Origin of the sequence: Natrinema limicola JCM 13563, from assembly GCF_000337475.1 — an archaeon.
Classification (GTDB): Archaea; Halobacteriota; Halobacteria; order Halobacteriales; family Natrialbaceae; genus Natrinema; species Natrinema limicola.
Map to the genome: position 1 here is coordinate 1 of NZ_AOIT01000005.1, position 3,108 is coordinate 3,108.

At 57.8% G+C, this 3,108-nt stretch carries 2 protein-coding genes; both read right to left on the reverse strand.

Annotated elements, in window-relative coordinates; genetic code table 11:
* Positions 1 to 647 precede the first annotated feature (647 nt).
* The gene (locus C476_RS00030) at positions 648 to 1,562 is read right to left on the reverse strand and encodes a hypothetical protein (protein WP_010612586.1); all 915 of its coding nucleotides are present in this window, start codon (positions 1,560 to 1,562) and stop codon (positions 648 to 650) included.
* A gap of 753 nt (positions 1,563 to 2,315) precedes the next feature.
* Positions 2,316 to 3,108: hypothetical protein (locus tag C476_RS18635; RefSeq protein ID WP_008008567.1), on the reverse strand; the 793-nt coding region annotated here is incomplete at its 5' end.

Consider the following 3,108-nt stretch of genomic DNA (forward strand, 5'->3'; position numbering starts at 1 on the left):
GGCCAGAACACCTCCAAACGTCCCCACCCACCTCCACGGTCCTGCTCGGGCGCACAGCGCCCTGCGCGGGCTTTCGCAGGATACCAAGTCGAAGGGCCATCGCGAGCGCCACGACGCTCACAGCCCGCTCTCGCGGCGCTGAGAGCAGCACACGAACACCAGCCGTCAGCATCAGGCGTTAGCCCTATTACCCCGGCTGAAGAAGACCCCTGTACGGTAATAGCCGGCCTGGCATTACCACCGCGTTCCCAGTTAGAGGCTGGGAATGCACGCGGTTGTCCGGGGTCTTCTCCCGGACATCGGTTCACGTTCTTGAGTTACATCCACGCTCTCAAGGTCGCCATATATAGCTTATCGTCTCACGTCAATGAACGGGAAGATCAAGAGCCGCGAAGAACCATCAGTATACCAATGACAATGATGAGGACAGCAAATGGAACAACGCCTGAAACGTCCTCAATCGTAGCCACAGAGCCGATAATACAGCCAACGCCCAGAACAAGGACACCATGACTCTTTTTCAATTCCATACTCAAGACAGTTCTATCGCTGACACCTCAACTCAGAGGATTAGTTCCACCGATCAATACCCGCAGCTCTACATCAGCGCTCAGTGTCGCAGTTAGGGGACAACTACGACATTCGCCCTATTCCGCCGACACCTGAGCTTCGCTCTCGCTGTCTATTACCGTGAGCGACCGCCGTCCCCGGAGGTAGACCAACCCACCAATCGCGAGCACTATTCCCAGCACCATCGCGATCCCCGCGACCACCGCGCTCGCCGCCAGTCCAGGTGCTATCAGGTACGCCGCTCCTACCAGCACCACGTACGCCCCAGCAGCTCCTCCTGCCGCGTAGCCGCCCATCTTCGCGAGCGACGCTATCTCCGCCCGCTCTCGCTCTCGCTCAGCCTGCTGACGCGCTAGCCCTCCCTGTCGCTCCTCTACCAGCCGCAGCCGCTCCTCGACCTTCGCCGCGCTCTCCTCGATACCGCTCACTCGGCCAACGTCGGCGCGCTCTTCTATCTCCGATTCAAGTGCCTGTATCCGCTCTCTGCTCTCCTTCGACCTGTCCCGGTTGTCCTCCGACCGCTGCCACACCATGTCCAACGTCGCCTCTTGGTTCTCCTCCTGATCCTCAAGATCTCGCACGTCCTCCCGCGTCTCGTCCAGCCGGTTCTTCACCCGGTTTACCTTCTTCCGGTAGTCCTGCACCGACTCCTTCGCACTCGTTCCCGCCTCGTATGCCTCAGCCGCCATCGAAGCCACCTCTTCCCGCGTCTCCGGCCCCAGCACCGTCTCAGCGTTCCGTTTCACCCACTGCTCACCCTCTTCTGTGAGTTGGAACTGACGCGCCTCATCCTCAACCCGCGCCGCCTCCAGAACCAGTCCCGACGGCTCCAGGTAGTTCTCCATCCGATAGAATACCTGTGTGTTCTCCGCTAGATCGGCGGCTTCCCGAAGCGCCGACCCATAGCACCACTCCCCACCTCGCAGCTCCCGCAGCATCTTCTGCGATGCTCTATCTATCTTGTATCCATCCACCCACAGCACCTCGCTCATGATACCGCCAGCTACCCCTACAAGACCCATAAAACCTTCACCCCCACCCTAAACTCTTCACCCATATTTCAACCGGTACGAAGGTTTAACGCGCGCGTAAGAACGGCCAATCTGTGACACGCCACACGACACCTGAAAGTCCACCGGCTACAGCGAGCTACGACTAACTCAATCACGGGCCAGATGGAGCAGCAACAAACACTCGAAGAAATCTACACAAACACTAAGAAACCCTCTCATCAGATGGGAAAACCTTTGCCAGCACACCTAAAGCAATCCTATGGCCGATACAGACACCGAAAGTCAGAGGATTTCGATCAAGCGGGCCAGCTTCCTACTTCGATGTTATGCTATAGGGGGTTCCTACATCGCCATAGCCGGCATCTATAATTTGTTAGAAGCTTCGAGTAGCACCTCACTGGTCACAGCGGTTGTAGCAATGGGCGCTGGCACTCTACTACTAGCGAACGCAATTCGAATCTATCGCGACCCCGACTCAGTAGATCAAGCAACCCAGCAGACACCTCAACGCTGGTTCATAGGTGCAGGTGTTATCGGACTATTCCTAGTGTTCAGTCTCATTGTCGTGATAATCACTGGATAGCCCGACAAGTCTGCACGCCTCAGCAGCTAATTGGACCGAACAGTCTCCATAGCAAGTTAAAGCAGCACAGCACTCTCACCGGAACCCACAGCAAGCTCACCGATCGAACTGCATCCACTCAGATTTGACCACAGCAGTCAATTCCTCGACTACTTTGGCGGCGGTCTGTCCCCTTCCGACGTCGCGACCGTCATGTTGTCGTACGCTTCATCAACCAGTCCAAGGTAGTTCCAGAACTGCGGCGCGCGCCCGCAGTTCGAGCACTCCAACAGACTTGGCGCGTCACTAATGTTCCCGTGAAGCTCTCCAAACGGCTGCATCAGCCGTGAGCCCTTCAGAGCCGTCAGATACTCCACTTCGTCTTCCACCGTCTCAAACTCCGGCGCTTTGCACACGTACCCGATCGTCTCGGCCAGCAAGTCGCCTCGACGCCGAACGTCGATCACCGACGCATCCGTCAGATCCTCCCAGATCGACGCTATCGCCGCCTGGGGCACGAACGGCATCTCACACAAAGCGTGCAGGTGGACGTGGTAGCGTTCTGAATCCTGCTGCTTGATGTCGATTCCATACAATCCAGCCGGTACGAGCTCCGAGAACGGGATTCCACGACCCTGGTCTACGTACTTCTTCTGGAGCCGACGCGCGAGGTCGTATTCACCCGCCTCACACAGTGCGCTCTTCCAGTAGAAGTCGGCAGGCTCACCGCCGTCATCACCCATTTTCCATACCCAGCGCACCGTTTTCGTTCCGCCCTCGCCGTCCGGGCGTTCCACGGTCCCCGACGGCGGGATCACTCGGCGGCGTAATCGTCCAAACGCCCCTTGTACCGCCTCTTTCCCCTGTTCCGGGTCAGACACGTTCTCTATCGTCAGCGTTAGCAGAGCCGGATAGTCGAACGCCTCTATCGGAAGGCGGTATTTCTCTATCGCCTTCCCCCTT

Bases quoted from the DNA above. Each gene is read 5' to 3' on its own strand.
- C476_RS00030 (WP_010612586.1), bottom strand. From the start codon at position 1,562: ATGAGCGAGGTGCTGTGGGTGGATGGATACAAGATAGATAGAGCATCG.